This window comes from Actinosynnema sp. NPDC002837 (assembly GCF_040295345.1).
GTDB lineage: Bacteria > Actinomycetota > Actinomycetes > Mycobacteriales > Pseudonocardiaceae > Actinosynnema.
On sequence record NZ_JBEOVG010000041.1, the window covers coordinates 47,640 to 68,217 of the forward strand.

Genomic DNA, 20,578 nt, shown 5'->3' on the forward strand with positions numbered 1-20,578 from the left:
CGTCCACAGGAGACGAATCGCTCGAAGATCACCGCATGGGGCGGCGACGGACGCATCAGAGGTCCGCGGCGGGCACGTCGGCCGACCGCCCCGTGCCCGGCCGCGATCTGTCTCGTGCCCGGACCGTGCACCGCAGGAGGTTGCCAGATCATGACGTTCGCGCGTGACCAGTGGTACGTGGCGGCCTACGGCCGCGAGATCGGGCACGAGCTGTTCGCCAGGACGATCCTGGGCGAGCCGCTGGTGTTCTACCGCAGCGAGGCGGGCGAGGTGGTGGCGCTGGCGGACCGGTGCGTGCACCGGCGCTACCCGCTCTCGGAAAGCAGGCTGGAGGGCGACACGATCGTCTGCGGCTACCACGGCTTCACCTACGACAAGGCCGGCACTTGCGTGTTCGTGCCGGGTCAGGAGCGGATCCCGCGCACCGCGCGAGTGCCGTCCTACCCGGTGGTGGAGCAGGACTCGTTCGTCTGGGTGTGGATCGGCGAGCGCGACCGGGCCGACCGGGCGCTGATCCCCCGGGCGCCGTGGCTCGCCGACCCCGCCTACACCACCGTGTGCGGGATGGAACCGCTGGCGGCGCGGTACGAGCTGCTGGTGGACAACCTCATGGACCTGTCGCACGAGACCTACCTGCACGGCGGGTACATCGGCACGCCCGAGGTGGCCAATACGCCGATCACCACCGAGGTCGACGAGGACAACGGGATCATCTACGTCAGCCGGCACATGGCCGACGCGGCTTGCCCGCCGTTCTACGCCAGGTCCACCGGGATCGAAGGCCGGATCACGCGCTGGCAGGACATCGAGTACCACCCGCCGTGCCTGTACCTGCTGCACAGCCGGGTCGCGCCGGTCGGCGTGCTGCCCGAGGCCGACGGCTCGGACCCGCGCGGCTTCCACGTCGAGGTCGTCTACGCCATCACACCGGAGACCGAGCACAGCACGCACGACTTCTGGGCCGTGGCACGGGATTTCGCGCTGGACGACCAGGAGGTGTCGGACTTCCTGCGTGACAGCAACCGCACGGTCGTCCTCCAGGACGTCACCGCGCTGGACGTCCTGGAACGCGTGATCCGGTCCGAGCCCGAGGGCTACCAGGAACTGTCGATCAACATCGACACCGGCGGGCTGGCCGCGCGGCGCATCCTCAAGCGCATGGTCTCGGCGGCCGGCGAACCCGCGAAGGCGACCGCGACATGAGCGACCGGGTGGCGATGCTGCGCGGCGGCACGGTCTACCGCGTCCACTGGGAACCGGGCACCGACCTGCTGGTCGGCGTGTGCCATTGCGGAGCCGAGCACGACTCGGACGACCCGGTGCGACTGTGGGACTGGCTGCTGGCCCACCCGGAGGGCCACGCGCCGCCGACGGCCGGGTCACCGCCGACGGCCGGGTCACCGCCGCCGGTCGAGCGGCGGCCGGTCGAAGCCCACCGGTGAACAGGAGCCCGATGACCGCGTCCGCCGAGCACGTGGAGTTCGACGTCCTGGTCGAGCGCAAGGAGTTCATCGCCGACGGAGTGGTGCGGCTGACCCTGCGCCACCCGGCCGGCGAACCGCTGCCCGCCTGGGAACCCGGCGCCCACGTCGACCTCGTGCTGGGGCCGGACCTCGTCCGCCAGTACTCGCTGTGCGGCGACCCGGCGGACCGCTCGGCGCTCCAGGTGGCGGTGCTGCACGAGCCCGCCGGCCGCGGGGGTTCGCGGTACGTGCACTCGACGCTCGGCGAGGGGTCCGCGGTGCGCGTTCGCGGGCCGCGCAACCAGTTCCCGCTGGTGGCGGCGGAGCGCTACCTGTTCGTCGCGGGCGGCATCGGCATCACGCCGATCGTGCCCATGATCAGGGCTGTCGCGGATCGGAGCGCGTCGTGGCGGTTGCTGTACGGCGGGCGGACGCGCTCGTCCATGGCGTTCGCCGGAGAACTGCGCGACCGGTACGGCGACCGGGTGGTCGTGCGGCCGCAGGACGAGACCGGGCTGCTGGAGCTGGACTCGTTCCTGGAGGCGGACGTCGAGATCTACTGCTGCGGGCCGGAACCGCTGCTGGCCGCCGTCGAACAGCGCTCTCCCGCTCGGCTGCACGTCGAGCGCTTCACGCCCAGGGCCGTCGAAGGCCCGCGCACGTCGTTCGAGGTCGAGTTGGCGCGGTCGGGTCGGACCCTGGTCGTGCCGGAGGGCGAGTCGGTCCTGTACGCGGTGGAGGAGGCCGGGATCGCGGTGCTGTCGTCGTGCCGGGAGGGCACGTGCGGCACGTGCGAGACGGGTGTGCTGGCGGGAGTCCCGGACCACCGGGACTCCGTGCTCGACGAGGGGGAGCGGGCGGCCTGCGACGTGATGATGATCTGCGTGTCGCGGTCCCGAAGCCCACGACTCGTCCTCGACCTGTGACCGGGACCCCTGCGGCGCCGTGCGGGCGCCGCTGTCACTCGGACAGCCAGTGGACGTCGAACGCCGTTCCGGCGTTGAACAAGTGGGTGGCCCAGGCGCGGACCACGCGCGGCTCGGTGGGGTGGTCGCCGTCGTAGTCGACCAACGTCCAGCGGGTGAGGTCCAGCAGGCCGATGGACCGACCGTTGATCTTCGCCTTCCTGAAGTGGACCGGGTCGAACTTCCCGAAGTACTCGCCGTCCGGGCTCTCGACGACCACTTCCGCGGTCCGCCCCAGCCCGGTGGTCGCCCGGGTTCCGTCCTCCCACCTCTTGGAGGTCGAATCGGCCACCAGGAAGTCGAAGACCCCTTCCCTCATGGTGATCTGGGCATCCACGACGTCTCCGGGCTGCACCTCGAACAACAGCTCGGCCTCGGCCGGGTACGCCTCGACGAAGGCCCAGTGCTCCACCGTCCCGTCCCGGCACTCGGCGATCGTGCCGGTCTGCTCGACGGTGTCGGTGGCGCCGCCGTCCTGGCCGCCCATCCCGACCCACACCGCGTACGCCGCCCACCGGTTCCCGCTGCATTCGCCCACGTACGCCGGCACGGTCCACCTGGCGCTCACGGATCGGAAACCCTCCGGGTCGCGTGCCCCGTATCCGACCCAGTGCGGTGAATCCCGGGTCTCGGCCGATGCTGGAGGCGTGACCGCCACCATCAGCACCAGCGCGGCGAGCAGAGCGGGGATGCGGCGCATGGTCCAACCTTCTGGAGGAGCCGGTTCAGCGACCAGTGTCGGCCCGGTTCGCGCCGCCGAAGGTGAAGTACACCCGAAAGAGCACCGGTCACGGGCGGCCGACACCGGGCGTGCGGTGCCGCGGCGGGAGGTGCTTGCCGACACGGGTTCCGGCGTTCGAGCGGGGGACGACGCCCAAGTGCGGTGCCCTGCCAGGAAGTCCGCCTGGCTGCGAAGTCCGCCTGGCCGGGAAGCCGGTCGGGCCGCCCGGCCCGGAGAACGGTCGCAGCCTCGGCGCCGGGGCGGCCGACGCGGGTCGCGCCCGCTAACTCCCCAGCTTGTCCCGCACGGCGTCCGCGCCCGGCACGTCCATCACCGCGTACACCTCCAACGTCCGCAACCAGTGCCGCCGCGCCACCTCGGGATCGTCCGCCGCGTCACCCAGTCCTTCCTGCGCCCGCGCCTCCTGCCCCCGGTCACCGGTGTCGACGGCGATGGCCAAGGCCAGGCCGAACTCCGCCGCCGCCTCCGCCCGACGACCGGCGCGCAAGTGCAGCTCTCCCAACGCGCACCGCGCGTCGCCCTCGCTGACCCGGTGCACCGCACCGCGGCTCGCGGCCAGCGCCCGGTCCAGGTGGTCCAGGGCCTGCGCCTCGTCACCCATCAGGCCGTGCACCTCGCCCAGCCTGGCCAGCGCGTAGCCCTCGCCGACGCGGTGGCCGTTGGCGCACGCCTTCGCCAACGCCCGGCGGTGGTGGTCGAGCGCCTCGGCGTACTCCCCGCGCCGGCGGTGGACGACGCCCGTCTCGCACAACGCGTAGCCCTCGGCGACCTCGTGGCCGATGGTGCGCGCCAGGTACGCGGCCTCCGTCAGGTGCTCCAAGGCCTCGTCGTACCGGCCGAGGCGCTGGTAGGCCACGCCGATGTTCGACAGCGCCGCCGTCTCGCACGCCACGCTGCCGACCTCGCGGATGATCGTCAACGCCCGCAGGTTCGTGTCGATCGCGTCGCGGTGCCTGCCGGCCAGGCCGTCCAGCACACCCGTCGCCCGCAGCACGTCCGCCTCCCACTGGCGGTCCTCGGACGTGCGGAAGACCTCCATCGCCCGCTCCTGGAACGACCGCGCCGCCGCCTGGTTGCCCGACCGGTAGTGGCCGAGGCCCAGGCGGTGCAGGGCACGCCCCGAAGCGTCGCGGTCGGTCGCCGCCGCCAACGCGAGCGAGTCGAGCGCCAGGGCGTCGTCGATGTGGTTGCGCAGGTGCAGGTAGCGGTGCAGCACGTCGGCCAGCGGCGTCGCGTACCGCGGTCGCGCGGCCACGGCCAGCAGGTTCGGCCGCTCGGCGTCCAGCCACGCCAACGCCTCGTCGTACTCGGCGAGCACGGCCGGCGCGGGCAGGTCCGGACGGCGCGAGCGCTCGTGCGGCGCGATGGTGTTCATGGCCGCGGCGGCCGTGTGCAGGTAGTGGTCCCCGAGCCGGTCCAGCGCGGCGCACCGCACGGGCTCCGGCTCGGTGCCCTCCACCACGTCGCGGGCGAAGTGCCGCACCAGGTCGTGGAACCGGTAGCGCCCGGCCGTCGGCTGCTCCAGCACGTGCACGTCGACCAGGTCCTCCAGCACCCGGCGCGCCGCGCCGACCTCCAGGCCGGCCAGCGCGGCGGCCGCGTCGGCGTCGAGGTCGGGGCCGGTGTGCAGCCCCAGGATGCGGAACACCCGCTGCTGCCCGCCGGTCAGGTGCCGGTAGGACAGCGAGAACGCCGCCGTGACGCCCCGGTCGCCCGCCTCCAGCTCGGCCAGCGGCCGGTCCTGGCGCAGCCGGTCGGCCAGGTACCGGACGGTCCACGCGGGACGGGTGCGCAGCCGGGCCGCGGCGATCCGGATCGCCAGCGGCAGGCGGCCGCACAGCTCGACGACCTCGGCGACCGTGTCCGCCTCGTCGTCGGCCCGGCGGTCCCCGACGATCCGGCCGAACAGCGCGACGGCGTCGTCGTGCGGCAGGACGTCCAGCGACAGCGCGTGCGCGGCCTCCAGGTCGACCAGCCTGCGCCTGCTCGTCACGAGGGTCAGGCTGCGGGCCGTGCCCGGCAACAGCGCGCGGACCTGCTCGGCGTCCGTCGCGTCGTCCAGCACCACGAGCGCGGCGCGGTCGGCGAGCTCGGCCCGCCACAGGCCCGCGCGGGCGTCCAGCTTCGCCGGGATCCGCTCGCCGGGCACGCCGAGCGCGCGCAGCAGCGTGTCGAGCGCGGCCAGCGGCTCGACCGGCGTGCGGCCCGGCGAGTGGCCGTGCAGGTTGACGAACAGCTGCGCGTCGGGATAGCGGTGGGCCAGCTGGTGCGCCGCGTGCACGGCCAGCGCCGTCTTGCCCACCCCGGCGCTGCCGTCCACCGCCTCCACCACCGCCGCGGTGGACGGCGGCGGGTCGGCCAGCAGCCGCGCCAGCTCGCCCGCCCGGCCGGTGAAGTCCGCGACGTCGCGCGGCAGCGTGTTGCGCGTGGCCGGCTGCCCGCCGGGCGCGGTCAGGCCGGGGTCGCCGCGCAGGATCCGCTCGTGCAGGTCGCGGATCTCCTCGCCGGGGTCCACGCCCAGCTCGTCCGCCAGCAGCCGCCTGGTCTCCTGGAACACGTCCAGCGCGGCGGCCCGCCTGCCCGACTGGTACAGCGCCAGCATGAGCAGCGCGCGCAGCCGTTCCTGCAACGGGTTCTCGGCGACCAGCCTGGTCAGCCCGGCGACGCTCTCGCCGGCCCGGCCGAGCTCGATCCCGATGCGGGCCCGCAGCTCCTGCGCGCTGAGGTGGCGTTCCGCCAGCCGCTGCCGCTCCGCCTCCAGCAGCGGGCCGTCGAGCCCGCTGAACGGCTCGCCGCGCCACAGCGCCAACGCGGCATCCACCTGTTCGGCCGTGCCCGCCACGTCGCTGTCGCGGTAGCGCTCGTGCGCGGCGTCGAGGTGCTGCTCGAACACCACGACGTCGAGGTTCGTCGGCTCGCCGTGCAGCAGGTACCCGGCCTCGGTGTGCACCAGCGACTCGCCCGGCCCGCGCAACACCCGGCGCAGGCGGCTGATGTAGGTCTGCACGGCGTTGCGCGCGTCGCGCGGCCCCTGCTCTCCCCACACCCCGTCGACGATCTTGCGCACCGGCACCGGCCGGTTCATCTCCAGCAGCATCACGCCCAGCACGGCCTGCTGCTTGGCCCAGCCCAGCTCGATCTTCTCCGTCGCCCGCCAGGCCGACAGCGGCCCCAGTGCGGAATAGCGAATACCCGAGAGCATTGCGTCCCCCACCCTTTCCCCCAAGGCGTCCAGCGTAGTTGCCGGAATTGGCGTCGGCCAGCGGCCGGTTGAGGGAATTCGACGTCGGCGTTATGCGGCACTCGCCGCGCCACACGTCATCGCACCGCCCTTGAGCTGGCGCTAAAGCGCTGTGACAGCGGTACTTGCCCACCTCCGAGAAGAGTTGTGCCGTCCGCCGGCGAGCCGAGCGGACGCGGCAATCGGATTTCGGCTGGGCGGACACGAGGGGCTCCGCCCAGCCGGACTCCGAGGGGGCGTATGCGCCTCGGACCAGAGAGGGCGGCAATGTCCGACGGGGTGATCGACGTCGTGGGTGCCGGCGCGGCGACCGGCTACGGCTGGGGCGTCGACGCGCTGTGGGACGGGCTCGTCGGCGGCGTCTCCTCGGCCAGGCCGCACCGCGGGTTGGGCGACGCCTTCCCCGACCCCTGCTGGTACGCCCGCGTGCCGGACCGGCCGGAGGCGTCGGGCGGGACGACGCGGTACGCGCGGGCCGTCGCCGAGGTCGCCGAGGAGGCCGTCGCCGACGCCCGCGCGCACGGCTGGGAACCGGGCGAGCGGGTCGCCGTGCTGCACGCCACCACCGGCGCGGACCGCGAGCTGTGGCGCGACCGGTACCCGGGCGCGACGAACCGCCGCCGGTTCGTCGAGCGGGTGCGGACGACGCCGCCCGGCCAGGTGATGATCAAGAACCGGTTCCTCGGTCCGAGCGCCGTGCTCAGCGCCGCGTGCTCGTCCGGCCTGCACGCCGTCGCGCTGGCCCACCGGCTGCTGCGCTGGGGCGACGCCACCGACGTGGTCGTCACGTCCGCCGACGTCGGCTACGACGGCGAGGAGATCCGGCTGTTCGCCGACCTCGGCGCGCTGGTGCACGACAGCCCGCCCGACGACGTCTGCCGCCCGTTCCAGGAGGGCACGCGCGGGTTCGTCATCGGCGAGGCCGCGGCGGCGGTAGTGCTGACCGCGGCGCCGCACCCGGCGGGCTACCTGCGCGTGCTGTCGACCGCGCTGGGCAACGACGCCCACCACCCGACGTCGATCGAGCCGTCCGGCGAGCACCTGGTGCGCACCGTCGACCAGGCCCTGACCGCCGCCGGCGTGGACAAGGCCGCGATCGGGCTGTACGTCGCGCACGCGACCGGCACGGTGGCCTGCAACACCGCCGACGAGCGGGTGCTGGCGCACCTGGGCGACAAGGCCGTCACGTACGGCCTCAAGCCGCTCCTGGGCCACACCATGGGCACCGCGCCGCTGCTGGAGCTGGTGGCGCTGGCGCGAGCCGTCGTGGAGGGCGTCGTGCCCGCACCGCGCGCGGTAACCGAGCAGCGCCACCCGCAGCTCGCCGAGGGCCACTTCCTGCACCCCGGCGGACCGGCCGTGCAGCTCGGCCTCGGGTTCGGCGGCAACGTCGCGGCGGCCGTCCTCCAACCGCACACCGGGAGCAGCCGATGACCGGGCAGTCGACCACGTCGAGGGCCGACCGGGAAGCCGTCGAACGGCACCGGGCCGACCTCCGCCTGCTCGGCGCGCTGCCCCGGTTCCCGCGGTCCGCGGTGGACCGGTCCGAGCTGGAACGGGCGGTGGCGCGCGGCTCCTTCGAGGCCATGCGGGCGCACGAGGCGCGCGTCGCCGGGGACGGGCCGCGGGTCAACCGGCGCGGCGAGGTCGGCCAGTGGCGCGAGTGGATCGACGACGAGGACCTCGCCGCGCGCTTCCGCGAGCCGGACCCGGTCGACACCGCCGCCCGGCTGGGCCACCGCCTCCGACCCCTACCCGTGCGCGTCCGCCGCTGCACGCCAACGTGACAGGAGACCTCCCATGCCGATCAAGTTCGACTTCGGCAAGTACGCGTCCACCTACAGCGGTCGGCCGGAGTACGTCACCACCGTGATCGACGCGGTGGTCCGGGTGGCCGGTGTCGGCTTCGGGGACATCGCGTGCGACATCGGCGCCGGCTCCGGGCACCTCACCCAGCCCTTGCTGGACCGCGGCCTGCTGGTGGACGCGGTCGAGCCGAACGACGCCATGCGCGTGCTCGGCCAGCGCCGCACGGCCGACTACAGCTCGGTGAGCTGGCACACCGGCGTCGGCGAGGACACCGGACGGCCGGCCGGGCGGTACGCGCTGGTCAGCTACGGCGGCTCGTTCGACCACACCGACCGCGGGGTCGCGCTGCGCGAGGCGGCCCGGCTGCTGCGCGCCGGCGGCCACTTCGTGTGCCTGTGGAACCACCGCGAGCTGGACGACCCGCTCCAGGCGCGGATCGAGGAGCTGATCAAGTCGCACGTGCCGGACTTCCGGTACGGCGTGCGGCGGTCCGAGCAGGGCACGGTGATCGAGGAGAGCGGGCTGTTCGAGGGGCCCGTGCGGATCTCCGGCCGGACCGTCTACGACCTCGACGCCGAGGCGTGGTGCGACCTGTGGCGCTCGCACTGGACGCTCGGCGAGCAGGCGGGCGGCCGCTTCGAGACCGTGCTGCGGGAGATCCGCGAGCTGGTGCGGACCGAAGCGGGCGCGCGGGTCTCCGTGCCGTACGAGACCGTCGCGTGGGTCGCGCGCCGTCGGGGGGAGGACCGCCCGTGACCCGCGTCCGCCTGGGTACCAAGGCCGAGTCGCTCGTGCGCCTGGCGCCGCTGGTCACCCGCGCCGACGTGCCGCCCCTGGCGTGCTTCCCGCTGCGCCGCCGGCAGGCCGAGCGGGAACGCGTGCTCGACGACGTGCTGCGGCGCCCGTGGGCGCGCGGTCCGTTGATGGCGCGCAGCAGCGCCGGGACCGAGGACTCGGCGCACGGCTCGCAGGCCGGGCGGTTCCGGACGCTGCCCGGCCTGCACACCCGCGCGCAGCTCGCCGACGGCGTCGACCGCGTCTTCGCCTCCTACGACGGCGAGCGGCCCGACGACCAGGTACTGGTGCAGCCGCAGGTGCGCGACGGGGTGCTCAGCGGCGTGGCGTGCGGGCGGGACCCGAGCGGGGGAGCGCCGTACCTGGTGGTCGACTGGGTCGAGGGCGCGGGGGCGGACGCGGTGACCGCGGGCCGGGTCGGCGGGGTGAACACCTGGTACGGCACCGACCGGGGCCCGGACGCGCCGCTGCCGGGCGTGACCGCGCTGCTGCGCGAGCCGGCGGATTTGACCGGCGTGGACGGCCTGGAGGTCGAGTTCGCCGTCCGGTCCTCGGGCGCGCTGGTGCTGCTCCAGGTCCGCCCGCTCGTCGTGGCCGCCGCGCCCGTGCCCGCCGCGGCGCACCGCCGGGTGCTGGAGCGCGTGTCCGCGGTGATCGGCAGCCGGTCGTCGGCGAGAGGGCCGGTGGTCGGCAAGCGCACCGTGTTCGGCGTGATGCCCGACTGGAACCCGGCGGAGATCATCGGCCTGCGACCGCGGCCGTTGGCGTCGTCGCTGTACCGACGGCTGATCACCGACGACGTGTACGCCCGCGCCCGCCGCCGGTACGGCTACCGCGACCTGAGCGGGGTGCCGCTGCTGGTGGACTTCGCGGGCCTGCCGTACGTCGACGTGCGGGTGAGCCTGAACTCGTTGCTGCCGCAGGGGTTGCCGGACGACCTGGCGGCGCACCTGGTGGACCACTGGCTCGAACGGCTCGTCGACCGGCCCCACCTGCACGACAAGGTCGAGTCGGAGGTCGTGGTCTCGAACCTGGGCCTGCGGCCGGACCGGGTGGACGCGGTGGCCGAGGCCGGGCTGACCACGCGCGAGCACCGGGCGTTCCGCGAGGCGCTGCGCGAGCTCACCGACCGGATGGTGTCCGGTCCGCTGTGGGAGCGCAACCTCGCCTCCCTGCGGCTGCTCGACCCCCGACCGGGGTGCGGCCACCACGAGCCCGGGTGCTGCGCGCCGGGCATCGCCGCGATGCTCGACACCTGCGTGGCGCACGGGACGCCGCCGTTCGCCGGGCTGGCGCGGGCGGCGTTCGTGGCCACCGAGCTGCTGGGCGACCTGGTCGCGACGGGCGTGTTCAGCGAGGACGAGCGGGCCGCGTTCGTCGCGGGGCTCGGCCTGGTCGCGGGCGAGTTGAAGAGCGACTTCGCCTCGATGGGGAAGACCGCGTTCCTCAAGCGCTACGGGCACCTGCGGCCGGGCGCCTACGACATCCTGTCGCCGCGCTACGACGAGGAACCCGACCGCTACTTCGACTGGTCGGCGCCCCGGCCGCCGGTCGCCGGAGCCGGCGGGTTCCGGCCGGGCCCCGGCCAGGTGCGCGCCATCGACCGGCTCATCCGCCAGGCCGGCTTCACGTTCGACGCGCACCGGCTGCCGGCGCTCGTCGGCGCGGCCATCCGCGGCCGGGAGCGCCCCAAGTTCGAGTTCACCGCCGTGCCCAGCGACGTGCTGGTCGGCGTGCGCGAGTTCGGTTCGCGGCACGGGTTCTCGGCCGACGAGATGTCCTACGTGGACGTGGAGGAGATCGGCTCGAACTCGCTGGAGCACGCCGTGGAACGCGGCCGCGCCGCGCACGCGGTCAGCCGCGGTGTCGTCCTGCCGCCGCTGATCACCGGACCGGACGACGTGTGGGGCTTCCTGGTGCCCGCCACCCGGCCGAACTTCGTCACGCGCGGCCGGGTGGTGGCGCGGGTGGCGGACGTCGACGCCGGCGACGAGCCGAAGGGCGCCATCGCGCTGGTGGCGGGCGCCGACCCCGGCTACGACTGGCTGTTCTCCCGCGGCGTCGCGGGCCTGGTGACCGCGTTCGGCGGGGTCAACTCGCACATGGCGATCCGCGCGCTGGAACTGGGGGTGCCCGCGGTCATCGGGGTGGGGGAGTCGCAGTTCCGGGCGTGGCTCGGCGCGGCGGCGCTGGAGGTCGACGCGGGTGCGGGACACGTGGGGGTGGTGACGTGAAGGCGGTCGGGATCACGCAGCGGGCCGTGCAGGACGAGCACGGCGAGGAGGGTGACGCGCTGGACGTGCGGTGGGTGGAGTTCCTCGCCGTGTGCGGCGTGGTCGCGGTGCCGCTGCCGAACTCCGCGCCGCACGCCGTGCGCGCGGCGCGGGAGCTGGGGCTCGCCGGGCTGGTGCTCACCGGCGGCGGCGACCTCGTCCCGTACGGGGGGACCGCGCCGCGGCGGGACGAGACCGAGCGGCGGCTGCTGCGGTGGGCGTTGACCGGCGACGTGCCGGTGCTCGGCGTGTGCCGCGGGATGCAGGCGATCCTCAACCACTTCGGCACGTCGCTGCGACCCGTCGCCGGGCACGTCGGCGTGCGCCACGAGGTGGACTTCCGCTCCGGCGGGCGGCGCGAGGTCAACAGCTTCCACCGCTTCGGCGCGGACGCGGTGGCCGACCCGTTGGTGGTCGAGGCGGTGTGCGGACCGGTCGTGGAGTCGGTGCGGCACCGGGACGCGCGACTGGTCGGCGTGATGTGGCACCCGGAGCGGGAGCCGGAGTACGCGCCGGAGGACGTGGCCCTCGTGCGCGGGCTGCTGGAGGTGTCGTGAAGGCGCTCGTGCCGGCCGCGGGTCCCGGCTCGGCGACGCCACCGACGACCGGCCGAAGTGCCTCGTCGAGGTCGAGGGGTCCTCGTTGCTGCACCGGCGAGTCCGCGCCCTGCGGGCCTGCGCCGACGAGATCGGCGTGGTCACGGGCCGGCGGGCGGAGGCCTTCGACGGCCACGACCTGACCCGGTTCCACAACCCGTGCTGGTCCTCGACGACCATGGTCGAGTCGCTCGCCGCCGCCGCCGAGTGGCTGACCCGCGAACCGGTGGTCGTGAGCTACGGCGACATCGTGTACTCGGCCGAGTCGGTGCGCCGGCTCGCGACCGCGGGCGGCGACGTGGCCGTGGTGTACGACCCGGATTGGGAACCGCTGTGGCGCGGCAGGTTCGCCGACCCGCTCGCGGACGCGGAGACGTTCCGGCTCGACGGCGACCGGGTCGTCGAGATCGGCGGACGCGCGAACACCACCGCCGAGGTGCAGGGCCAGTACACCGGACTGCTCCGCTTCACGCCGCACGGGTGGTCCGCCGCGTCCGCGGCGCACGTGCCGGTGCTCGACCTGACCGGCCGGCTCGTGCGCGAGCTGACCGTGACCGCCGTGCCGGTGGCGGGGCCGTGGTTCGAGTTCGACCACCCCTCGGACGTCGCCGCCGGGCGCGACGTCCTCAAGGCGCTGGACGAGGGGACGTGATGGCGGGCGTCGTGTGGATCACCGGGCTGTCCGGCGTCGGCAAGACCACCACCGCCGAGCTGGTGCGGCAGCGGCTGGTGCGCGCCGGGCGGCCGCCCGTGCTGCTCGACGGCGACCGCGTCCGGCACGCGCTGGCCGCCGGGCCGGGCTTCGAGCCGGCCGAACGCCGCCGGCTCGCGATGGTCTACGCGCGGCCGGCCGCCGAGATCGCCTCGCAGGGCCACCTGGTGGTGTGCGCGACGGTGTCGCTGTTCCACGCCGTGCACGAGTGGAACCGCGAGCACCTGCCCGGCTACCTGGAGGTGTGGCTGCGCGAGTCGCCGGAGGCGCTGCGCGGGCGTTCGGAGGTCTACCGCCGGACCGGAGTCGTCGGCGTGGACATCGCCGCCGAGTTCCCGCGGTCGCTGCACCTGGCCGTCGACACCACGACCACCCGACCGGACGACGTGGCAGACCGCGTCCTCGCACTCGTGGAAAGGACAGGCACCTGATCGCGCCGGGCACCCGGGACTTCGGGACCAGGGTGGACGAGCGGACGTCGACGGCGCTGCCGGACCGGTTCGTCGAACGCGGCGAGCGCTGGGTCGACACGGCGAACGCGGAAGTCGGGCGGTGACCGAGGCATTGCGGGCCCGATCACCTCGACCGCCGATGCGGTTCGCACCTTCGGCCACCCTCGTCCCACCGCACGACCGCGGCTTCGCGGGAGACACCGCCCGCGGGCGCTCGTGCCGATATGATCACCGTCCGGCTCGTGCCCCGAACCGAACGTTCGGGCCCGTGCCGAACGACACCGGCGGCGGAGGTGGGGTCGATGGGGAGGCGCGGCTGGGTGTTCGCGGTCGTCCTCACCGCGGTGGCCGCCGCCTACTTCGCCCCGCTCGGTGACTGGGTGGCCGAGAACCCGCTGCCCGGCCAGACGTGGATGAAGCAGAACACCGGCCTGGCGCTGAGCGTCTTCGCCCTGGTCACCCTGGTGGCGGGCGGCCTCGCGTGGCAACGACGGGAACGCACCCTGGACGCGGTGGCCGACCAGGCGTTCGACCCGCGCGCCGACGGCCACCTCGACGACCTGCGGCGGCGGATGAAGGTCGTCTGGATCGACGAGTTCCTGGCGCGGTCGCTGGAGCGGATCGTGCCCGCGAAGCTCGGTTTCGCCGAGCGCCGCGACGCGATCACCGGCCCGTTGCGCGTGGTCGGAACCCCGACCCTGACCGGCATCGTGGAGATCTTCGCCGACGAGAGGACCGCGCGCAGGCTCGTCGTGCTGGGCGCGCCGGGCGCCGGCAAGACCACCCAGCTGCTGCGGCTCGCCGAACACCTGCTGGCGGATCCCGACGGCCCGGTGCCGATCGTGGTGTCGCTGTCGGGCAGCAGCTGGAAGGTGGATCCGTACAAGCTGGCCGGCCTGCACCGGGCGCTGCTGCGGCCCAGGTCCGCCGAGGACGGCGAGGAGGAGAGCGCCGAGGACCTCGCGATGCGGCAGCAACGCCTGACCGAGGCCAAGCAGGCGCAGCTCGAGCTCGCCGTCGACACGGCCGTGGAGTGGCTCGCGTGGGAGATCGGCCGGCTGTACCAGGTGCCGCCGAAGCGGGTGCGGCGCTGGCTGCGCGCGGACCGCAGCCCGGTCGTGCTGCTGCTGGACGGGCTCGACGAGATCCGCGACCTGGACGACCGCAGGCGGTGCGTGGAGGTGCTGTCGTTGCTGCGTTCCCGGCTCAACGCGGGCATGGTGGTGTGCAGCCGGGTCGACGAGTACTTCGAGTCGGGCAGGCGGCTCGAGTTCGGCGTCGCGGTGCAGATCGAGCCGTTGCGGCCGCTCGACGTCGACGACTACCTGCGCGAGGCGGGGCCCGAGCTGGCCTCGTTGCGCGCGGCGTGCGACCGCAACCCGGAGCTGGTGCGGCTGCTCGACACCCCGCTGACGCTGACCGTGGCCGTGCTGACCTACCGGGGCAGGCACGTCGACGACGCGCTGGTCCGCGAGCTGATCGACAACGACCTCGACCGGCTGTGGTCGGCCTACCTGACCGAAGCCCTGCCCCGACAACGAGGTCTCACCAGCACCGCTTCGTACGGCGACGGGCAGTCGTTGCACCACATGCGCGGGCTGGCGGTGCTGATGGAGTCGGCCGGGCGCGACACGTTCACGGTCGACGGGCTGAACCTGTCCTGGCTGAGCCGGCCCGAGCGGTCGGCGGGCGCAGAACTCACCCGGGCCTACCTGGCGGCGGCGGTGGGCTGCGCCGCGGCCGTGATCGGCCACGCCGCGATCACCGCAGGTGCGGTGGCCGGCGTGGTGAGCGCCGGCGTGCTGTCGGCGACCGCGCTGGTGTACTGGCGATCCGCGGGCAAGGTGCCGGAGGCCGGCGAGTCCCGGCTCGTCCGCGCCCGGTTCGTGTCCGCGCACTGGCGGCTGGACTGGCGCGGGGCGCAGGGTTCGTTCGTGCGGGTGCTCCTGACGGGTGTGGCGATCGGCGTGGCCATCGGCACCGTGGGCGGCAACCTCGGCTGGATGGACGGTTTCCACGGCCTCCTGCTGGGCCTGATCCCGGGCCTCACCGCCGGGCTCGCCGCGGGCGTGCTGACGCTGCCGGACCAGGCGGTCGCCCGCACCACCCCGCACGGTCGCCGGGCCTCGGCCGCTCGCCGCACGCTGGTCGTGCGGCTTGGCACGGGCGCGGCGGCACTGCTGGTGCTGGGATCGGCGCACGTCCTCAGCGGCTCGGTCGCCGAACCACTGCGCCCCGCGCTGCTGCACGCGACGATCGCCGGCATCACGGGCATCTGGCTGGTCGGGTTCGCCGTGTCGATGCACGGCTGGTGGAGCCACCGCGCGGCGTTGCGCCTGGTGGTGCGGGCCGGGATGCTGCCGCGCGACGTCGAGGCGTTCCTGGCGCACACCGAGGAGCGGATCATCACCCGCCGCAGGCTCGACGGTCACGCCTTCCTGCACCGCACGCTGCAAAGCCACTTGGCGGCGGCGGCCGTCAACCCCGGTCCGACGCGCGCCCAGCCCGGCACGCCCGACGCGCCGCCGGCCGCTCATCCGGGCTGAGCGGGGTTCACCCCGGCGCGGAACAGGGCTCCGGCTCCCGCCGTGGTTGGACGGGGTATCGGGCCACACCCCGGTGGGCGGCGACGCCGTTCGCCAGTGGGCCAGGGCGAAGCGGCGGGAGGTGGTCCGCGTGCTCGGTGAGCGCACAACCTGTTCGGCCCAACGATTTCGGCCCGGCCACCGGCATCGGCGCCGATGACCTCGCGGCCAAGCCCGTCGCGGGGGAGTGCGCCGGTCCCTGATCCCGGGCAGTTGGAACCGGTAGCGGTAGACGGGGTGTGCCCGGCGACGCGCGGTCGTGGTCACGCCGGCGAGTCCGGTCGGCGCCGAGCGGTGGGCGGTGGTCGTCGGCGGCCACGAAGAGGTGAGCGGACATGCGGCTGGCCGCCGACGTGCAACGCGGCCTGCACCGGTTCGCCAAGCGCTGGTACCGGCCCAGGGCGCTGCGGGTGTTCCGGGACCAGACCAGCCTGGGCGCCAACCCCGACCTGTGGCGGACCATCGAGAACGCGCTGGACTCGTCGCGGTACTTCATCCTCATGGCCTCCCCGCGGGCCGCCGCGTCGGTCTGAGTGGGGCGGGAGGTCGAGCACTGGCTGACCAACCGGGAGCGCGAGACGTTCCAGCGCCACCAACGACGTCTCCCGGTGCGGCGGGACCCTGGCCACCGGCGGGCAGGACGGCACGGTCCGGCTGTGGGACGTCAGCGGCCGGCTGCGGGCGAACCAGCCGATGACCGGGCACGTCGGCCCGGTGTACGCCGCCGCGTTCAGCCCGGACGGCCGGACCATGGCCACGGGCGGCGACTACGGGTGGAACCCCGAGCAGGCCCGCAACCAGTTCTCCTGCGGTCAGGACGGCTGGCGCCTGTGCCTGGCCGGCGCGGGCGAGGACCACTCGGTGCGGGAGTGGACCTCGGCTACACCGGCGACATCGCGAAGACCCTGTGCGACACCACCCGGCGTCCGCTGACCCGGGAGGAGGGCAGCGCTACGTGCCGGAAGTGCCCTACCAGGAGGTCTGCGGCTGAACGGTCACCGCCGCGTCCTCCGGCGCCAGCGCATCGGCGACCGGCACGGCGTCGTGCCCCGCCGCTACCGCTCGGACCGGCCACCGACCGTCCGGTCCAGGAAGGCCTGGATCCGGCCGTCGGTCGCGGCCGTCGTCCACAGCTCCAGGGTGGCCGCGTCGGTGGCCCGGTCGAGTCGCTCGTTCACCTCGTGCCGCACCTGGGCCTTGGTGTGCCGGAAGACGTCCGCCGGGATGTCGCGCGCCAGTGCCGCGGCGGCGGCCGAGGCGCGGTCCAGCAGCAGGTCCGGGTCGCACAGCTCGGTCACCAGGCCCAGGGCCAGCGCCGCCTCCGGCCCGTGGTTGACGCCGGCGAAGACGGCCCGGTGCGCGGCCACCGGCCCGATCGCGAACCGCACGATCTCCAGCGCCGACTGGGGGAACGGCACGCCGACCCGCAGTTCCGGCAGCCCGATGGTCCCGCCGGCCATGATCCGGTGGTCGGCGGCGGCGGCGAGCACGCAGCCACCGGCGATCGCGTGCCCGTCGACCGCGGCCACCACCGGCTTGCCGACGTCGAAGACGGCCCGGAAGGCGGCGTTGAGCGCGGGCAGGAACTCGGCCGCGTACGCGGCCCCGCCGTCGACCACGCGCTTGAGGTCGACACCGGCGGAGAACACCCGCCCGGTCCCGGTCACCACCACGGCCCGGACGGCGTCCCGGTCGTCGAGGTCGCGCATCGTCCGCGTGATCGCCCGGCACAGCTCCAGGTCCAGGGCGTTGACCTTGCCGTGGACCAGCCGCACGACCCCGATGCCGTCCACGACGTCGACCTCGATCACCACGTTCCCCTTCCCGGAGGATCCGACGCCGAACCGCCGTGGTCGCGGCGGGCGGCGAGCACGAGCAGCGGCGGTCGCCGCAGGTGCTCGGCCAGCCGGGGGTGCTCGGCGAGCGCGGCGTCGTCCGGGACCGGTTCGTCGATGCCCGTCAGCTCCAGGCCTGCGGCGAGCAGCGCGCCGACCAGCGTGGTCAGCCGCCGGTGGTGCTTGCGCACGTCCTCGATGATCCAGCGCTGGGTCCGCGGCCCTTCCCGCGCGTAGTCGTCGACCGGCCACACGGTGCCGTGCTCGGTCCGCAACCACCCGGTCATGGGGTCGGCGGCCGTGCAGACGGGGTGTTCGACCGAGAAGACGAACCGCCCGCCGGGCCGCAGCCACCGGGCGACGCGCCCGACCAGGCCGGGGTAGTCGGCGACGTAGTGCAGGGCGAGGCTGCTGACGACCAGGTCGGCCGAGCACGCGGGCAGCGCGAGCTCGTCCAGGTCGGCGCGCAGGAGGCGGACCCGCGGGTGCGGGGTGGCCAGCGCCAGCATCCGCCGGGACGAGTCCACCGCCAGGACGTCGGCCGCCCCGGCGTCGGCCAGCCGGCGGGCCAGGGCGCCGGTTCCGCAGCCCAGGTCGACGATCGAGGCGCCCGCCACGGGAGGGAGCACGCGGTCCAGGGCGGGGATCTCGACGACGTCGTTGATCGCGGCGGCCGAGTCGCGCAGCAGGCGGTACCCCGCGAAGAACCGGTCGTCGTCGTAGAGGTCGCGTCCGGCCGTGCTCACAGGTACTTCCTCAGGTCGTCCACGTCGACCAGCGGCAGGCCCCAGCGCAGCGCGGCGACCTCCAGGTCCGCGGCCTTCGCCATGGTCCCGTCGGGGTTCATGACCTCGCAGCACACCCCCACCGGTGGCAGCCCGGCCGCGACGCACAGGGCGACGGTGGCCTCGGTGTGACCGCCGCGTTCGGCGAGCCCTCCCGGACGTGCGGCGAGCGGGAAGACGTGGCCCGGCCGGACGAAGTCGCCCGGCACGGCGTGCGGGCTGGCGAGGCGGCGCACGGTCGCCGCGCGTTCGGCGGCGGACACGCCGGTGCCGGTCCCGGCGGCCAGGTCCACCGGGACGTGCTGGCGGGTGCCGTGCCGGTCGCCCGGACCGGGGATGGGACCGATCTCCAGCCGCTCGAGGACCTCGGGCGCGCACGGCACGGTCGAGTGACCGCAGGCCTGGGTGAGCAGGAAGACGAACGCCTCCGGGCGCAGGTGCGCACCCGCGAACACCACGTCCCCCTCACCCTCCAGGTCCGGTTCCCACACCACCACCGCCCCGCCGGCGGCGAGCTGCGCGAGGGCCTCCTGCACGCCCCGCGCGCCCGAGCGGCGCCCCGACCACGGCAGCGCCGCGACCGCCTCGGTCACCGCACGTCCCGGATCGGCGGGCCAGCGCTGCGCCAGGCGGGTGACCAGGTCGGGCTCCAGGTTCACGCGATCACCGGCCGACAGGTCGGCGAGCGTGGTGTTGCGCAACGTCACCGGGAGCAGCGCCACGGAGAACCGGTCGCGCGCCACCTCGGCGACGGTCAGGCTGACGCCGTCGACCGCGATCTGCCCCTTCGGGACGACCAACGGGAGGAACCGCTCCGGCGGCTTGATCCACAACCGCCTGGAGGTCGTCTCCTCGTCGACCCGGACGACCTTGCCCACGGCGTCCACGTTGCCCTGCACCAGGTGACCGCCCACCCGGTCGCCCAGCACCAGCGGCGACTCCACGTTGACGCGCGTGCCGGGCCGGATCCCGTCGAGCGTCGACCTGCGCCGGGTCTCCGGCGACAGCACCGCGGCCAGCACGTCCGGCGCCCCTTCGGCCTGGTCGATGGTGAGCCCGACGCCGTTCAGGCAGATCGAGCCCGGCGCGGTGGTGGCGGTCCTGGGCGCGTTGACCTCGATGCGGCCCCGGTCGACGGACGCCACCGTGCCGACCTCGTGGATGTGTCCGGTGAACATGCGATTCGCCTCTCGACAGCGGGAGGTGGCACCTCCGCGCGCGGAACCAGGGGCCTGGACGCAGGCCCGAGAGGGAGCGGGGTCTCACCGCGTGGCCTCGGAGTCGCACCGAGTCGTCCCGCCGCGACGGGCGGAACTGGTGGGCTGTCACCACCACACCTTGGAATCGCACCAAGACCCTGTATACCACCGCGCACCCGCCAAGATCAACGCAGGTGCGAGGGGCTCACGCGCTGATCCGGCGTCCGACGCGCTCGGCCGCCTCGCGCCGCCGGATGTGCGACATGATGAAGCCGTGGACCTCTCCGCCGGTTGTGCCCGCTGCTACTCCGAGCAGGACTTGTCCGTCCTGCTCGGAGGCGGCGCCGACGCCGTGCCGGACAGGCTGGTCAAGTCGATCGCGGCCGACTCCCACGACCACTGGTCCAGCGGGCAATGGCAGTCCTTGTACCGGCGGTTCGCACTCCGCCTCATCTTCCTGGTGCGCGCCAAGGAGGTTGATCCGGGTCTGGCGTTGCGGGCCTTCGGTCCGTCTTACGCCGACCTGGCGAGCTGGCCCGACGAGGAACGCCGTGCCACCGAGGACGCGTTGGTCGCCGCACTGCTGGACGCGCTGGAGCGCTGGCCCACCGACGATCTTGTGGACCTGCTGGGCGGACTCGCGTGCGCGTACGACGACTTGCGGCCGTGGCTGGCGCGCCTCGACACCGCCGGCGGCCCGAACGCGCAGGGCGGTGTCGTCCGGCTCGCGTGCCAGTGGGCGACGGAGCTGCTCTGGGGCGAGGACGCCTGGTTCACGTGGTGGCACACCGAGGACCCCGCGACTCCGGTACCCGAATGGACGCTGCGCGCGAAGACCAGGGTCGAGCACTTCAGCCGGGCGCACCCGGAGTGCAAGACAGCACGGGACGCCCTGATCGCGTACGACTGCCTCGATCGCGGGGAGGACGGCCCCTGGTGGTACCCCGGCCGCGGCTGGGACCAATGGCAGCGGTGGGGCCTGCCCGGACACTACGGCTGGCTCCGGTCCAGCGACCACGACCGCTGACCGGTACCACGAACATGTCCGATGGTGACGCGTCACCGACCACCCGCTCGCGGCCCTCCACGGCCACGAGTGCTCGACAAGTGAAGAGACCATCGGCTC

General features: G+C 74.3%; 18 protein-coding genes and 2 pseudogenes. 15 read left to right on the forward strand and 5 right to left on the reverse strand.

Going from position 1 to position 20,578, the window contains the following annotated elements; translation table 11 throughout:
• Window positions 1–150 precede the first annotated feature (150 nt).
• Genes ABTZ99_RS25580 through ABTZ99_RS25590 form a run of 3 tightly spaced genes read left to right on the forward strand, consistent with a single transcriptional unit; the run spans window position 151 to window position 2,389 of the window.
• Window positions 151–1,203 (forward strand): aromatic ring-hydroxylating dioxygenase subunit alpha, encoded by a 1,053-nt coding sequence (locus tag ABTZ99_RS25580; protein ID WP_498777480.1) that lies wholly within the window; start codon window positions 151–153, stop codon window positions 1,201–1,203.
• Window positions 1,200–1,442 (forward strand): hypothetical protein, encoded by a 243-nt coding sequence (locus tag ABTZ99_RS25585; protein WP_499614606.1) that lies wholly within the window; start codon window positions 1,200–1,202, stop codon window positions 1,440–1,442. Before ABTZ99_RS25580 ends, ABTZ99_RS25585 begins: the two co-directional genes overlap by 4 nt.
• An 11-nt stretch (window positions 1,443–1,453) precedes the next feature.
• Window positions 1,454–2,389 carry a PDR/VanB family oxidoreductase gene (locus ABTZ99_RS25590; RefSeq protein ID WP_499614609.1) on the forward strand — a complete coding sequence of 312 codons (936 nt, stop codon included), beginning with the start codon at window positions 1,454–1,456 and terminating at the stop codon, window positions 2,387–2,389.
• A 34-nt stretch (window positions 2,390–2,423) separates the two neighbouring features.
• On the opposite strand, the gene ABTZ99_RS25595 is transcribed toward ABTZ99_RS25590, so the two are convergent.
• Window positions 2,424–3,128 carry a G1 family glutamic endopeptidase gene (locus tag ABTZ99_RS25595; RefSeq protein WP_498777486.1) on the reverse strand — a complete coding sequence of 235 codons (705 nt, stop codon included), beginning with the start codon at window positions 3,126–3,128 and terminating at the stop codon, window positions 2,424–2,426.
• 304 nt (window positions 3,129–3,432) lie between these two features.
• On the reverse strand, window positions 3,433–6,372 hold the full coding sequence (locus tag ABTZ99_RS25600) for an AfsR/SARP family transcriptional regulator (RefSeq protein WP_498777488.1): 2,940 nt from the start codon (window positions 6,370–6,372) through the stop codon (window positions 3,433–3,435).
• A gap of 306 nt (window positions 6,373–6,678) precedes the next feature.
• Between ABTZ99_RS25600 and ABTZ99_RS25605 the strand changes: the two genes are divergently transcribed.
• From ABTZ99_RS25605 to ABTZ99_RS25655, 11 genes and pseudogenes are all read left to right on the forward strand, one after another.
• The gene (locus tag ABTZ99_RS25605; protein WP_499614612.1) at window positions 6,679–7,845 is read left to right on the forward strand and encodes a beta-ketoacyl synthase N-terminal-like domain-containing protein; all 1,167 of its coding nucleotides are present in this window, start codon (window positions 6,679–6,681) and stop codon (window positions 7,843–7,845) included.
• On the forward strand, window positions 7,842–8,198 hold the full coding sequence (locus ABTZ99_RS25610; RefSeq protein ID WP_498777492.1) for a hypothetical protein: 357 nt from the start codon (window positions 7,842–7,844) through the stop codon (window positions 8,196–8,198). Before ABTZ99_RS25605 ends, ABTZ99_RS25610 begins: the two co-directional genes overlap by 4 nt.
• A gap of 13 nt (window positions 8,199–8,211) precedes the next feature.
• A complete protein-coding gene (locus ABTZ99_RS25615) occupies window positions 8,212–8,976 on the forward strand; it encodes a class I SAM-dependent methyltransferase (RefSeq protein ID WP_499614615.1) in 765 nt (254 codons plus the stop codon).
• The gene (locus ABTZ99_RS25620; protein WP_499614618.1) at window positions 8,973–11,249 is read left to right on the forward strand and encodes a PEP-utilizing enzyme; all 2,277 of its coding nucleotides are present in this window, start codon (window positions 8,973–8,975) and stop codon (window positions 11,247–11,249) included. Before ABTZ99_RS25615 ends, ABTZ99_RS25620 begins: the two co-directional genes overlap by 4 nt.
• On the forward strand, window positions 11,246–11,845 hold the full coding sequence (locus tag ABTZ99_RS25625) for a gamma-glutamyl-gamma-aminobutyrate hydrolase family protein (RefSeq protein WP_499614621.1): 600 nt from the start codon (window positions 11,246–11,248) through the stop codon (window positions 11,843–11,845). Before ABTZ99_RS25620 ends, ABTZ99_RS25625 begins: the two co-directional genes overlap by 4 nt.
• Window positions 11,846–11,867: 22 nt before the next feature.
• Window positions 11,868–12,536, forward strand: a pseudogene (locus ABTZ99_RS25630) (phosphocholine cytidylyltransferase family protein); the annotation flags it as partial.
• Window positions 12,536–13,027 carry an adenylyl-sulfate kinase gene (locus ABTZ99_RS25635; RefSeq protein ID WP_499614623.1) on the forward strand — a complete coding sequence of 164 codons (492 nt, stop codon included), beginning with the start codon at window positions 12,536–12,538 and terminating at the stop codon, window positions 13,025–13,027. The pseudogene ABTZ99_RS25630 and the gene ABTZ99_RS25635, both read left to right, overlap by 1 nt.
• Window positions 13,028–13,350: 323 nt before the next feature.
• Window positions 13,351–15,594 carry an NACHT domain-containing protein gene (locus ABTZ99_RS25640; protein ID WP_499614626.1) on the forward strand — a complete coding sequence of 748 codons (2,244 nt, stop codon included), beginning with the start codon at window positions 13,351–13,353 and terminating at the stop codon, window positions 15,592–15,594.
• 374 nt (window positions 15,595–15,968) lie between these two features.
• On the forward strand, window positions 15,969–16,166 hold the full coding sequence (locus ABTZ99_RS25645) for a TIR domain-containing protein (protein WP_499614629.1): 198 nt from the start codon (window positions 15,969–15,971) through the stop codon (window positions 16,164–16,166).
• Window positions 16,167–16,236: 70 nt separating this feature from the next.
• Window positions 16,237–16,290 (forward strand): annotated as a pseudogene (locus ABTZ99_RS25650) (hypothetical protein); the annotation flags it as partial.
• A 36-nt stretch (window positions 16,291–16,326) separates the two neighbouring features.
• Window positions 16,327–16,566 carry a hypothetical protein gene (locus tag ABTZ99_RS25655; RefSeq protein ID WP_499614630.1) on the forward strand — a complete coding sequence of 80 codons (240 nt, stop codon included), beginning with the start codon at window positions 16,327–16,329 and terminating at the stop codon, window positions 16,564–16,566.
• Between the two features lie 122 nt (window positions 16,567–16,688).
• Here the strand turns inward: ABTZ99_RS25655 and ABTZ99_RS25660 are convergent, their stop codons facing one another.
• Genes ABTZ99_RS25660 through ABTZ99_RS25670 form a run of 3 tightly spaced genes read right to left on the reverse strand, consistent with a single transcriptional unit; the run spans window position 16,689 to window position 19,431 of the window.
• The gene (locus ABTZ99_RS25660; protein WP_499614631.1) at window positions 16,689–17,444 is read right to left on the reverse strand and encodes an enoyl-CoA hydratase/isomerase family protein; all 756 of its coding nucleotides are present in this window, start codon (window positions 17,442–17,444) and stop codon (window positions 16,689–16,691) included.
• Window positions 17,441–18,214 carry a class I SAM-dependent methyltransferase gene (locus ABTZ99_RS25665; RefSeq protein ID WP_499614633.1) on the reverse strand — a complete coding sequence of 258 codons (774 nt, stop codon included), beginning with the start codon at window positions 18,212–18,214 and terminating at the stop codon, window positions 17,441–17,443. The genes ABTZ99_RS25660 and ABTZ99_RS25665 overlap by 4 nt, the downstream gene beginning before the upstream one ends.
• Entirely contained in the window at window positions 18,211–19,431 is a 1,221-nt protein-coding gene (locus ABTZ99_RS25670; RefSeq protein ID WP_498777508.1) for a riboflavin synthase, read from the reverse strand. The genes ABTZ99_RS25665 and ABTZ99_RS25670 overlap by 4 nt, the downstream gene beginning before the upstream one ends.
• Window positions 19,432–19,726: 295 nt before the next feature.
• On the opposite strand from ABTZ99_RS25670, the gene ABTZ99_RS25675 reads away from it, so the two are divergent.
• Window positions 19,727–20,479, forward strand: coding sequence for a hypothetical protein (locus ABTZ99_RS25675; protein ID WP_499614635.1), 753 nt, complete (start codon window positions 19,727–19,729; stop codon window positions 20,477–20,479).
• Window positions 20,480–20,578: the final 99 nt, after the last annotated feature.